Raw genomic sequence first — 977 nt, 5'->3', positions numbered from 1 at the left:
GCTGTATGCGGGCTCGATGGTCGACTGGACCCAGCAGCCAGGCAAAGAAAACGGCCATCAAGGCCGCGAGGGGTAGACGTTTCATGGATTTATTTGAATTTGCGCTGCCACCATTGGCGCGCGTCATAGGCCAGGGATTCGGCGCGGCTGGGCTGGTTTTCCAGTGCCGGTGCGCCCGGCTGCTGGGTCCAGTCGACCATCGAGCCCGCATACAGCTTGACGTTGGCCAGGCCCGCGATTTCGCTCAGGCCGAACCAGTCGGTCGCGGCCCAGTGGCCGGTGTTGCAGAAGGCGACCATGTCCTCGCCCTGCTTGCGCTGGACCTTGGCGGCGATCTGTTTGGCCGTCGCGGTGTCGACGAAGGTCGAGGTGCCGGGAACGAACCACTGGTTGAAGTCGAGTTGCTGCGCGCCGGGCAGCGTGCCCGAAAGCTTGGCCGCGGGCGCGCGCGTCTTGCCCTGGTAGAACGCGTCGGGGCGCGAGTCGACCAGCGCCGCATTGCTCAGGTCCAGGTTCTTGCGGATGTCTTCGCGCGTCGCGATCAGGCTGCTGTCGAGCTGCGGCTGCCAGTTGCTGGCCGCGATCTGCACGGCCGCGTTGTCCTGCGGCAGCTTGGCTGCGGCCCAGGCTTTCATGCCGCCGTTGACGATGGACAGCTCCTTGAGCCCCAGTGTCTTGAGCGTCCAGTAGACGCGCGCCGAAGCACCGAAGTCCGTTGCGTCGGCGCCGCTGGAAACGACCACGGCGTGCGTCGCAGGCGTCAGGCCCAGCGACTGCACGAGCTGCGTGAGCTTGGAGACATCGGGCAGTTCGCCGGGATTGCTCGCCGGGCCGCGCCACTTGCCGTAGGGGGCGCTCACTGCGCCGGGAATGTGTTGCTGCGCATAGGACTGCGGATCACGGATGTCGATCACGCGCAGCGTGGGCGTCGATGCGGCAAGCGCGTGCAGCTGCGCCGGCGTCAGTAGCGGCGCGGC

Annotated in this window: 1 protein-coding gene; it reads right to left on the bottom strand. The window is 66.9% G+C overall.

Annotated elements, in window-relative coordinates; all coding sequences use genetic code 11:
- Positions 1-89 precede the first annotated feature (89 nt).
- Positions 90-977 (bottom strand): sulfurtransferase (locus D3H34_RS32990; protein ID WP_147400612.1); only part of this gene is annotated, 888 nt, incomplete at its 5' end.

Source organism: Acidovorax cavernicola, from assembly GCF_003581445.1.
The sequence above is the reverse complement of the archived record's forward strand: the minus strand, read 5'-3'. Positions and strand labels throughout refer to the sequence as shown.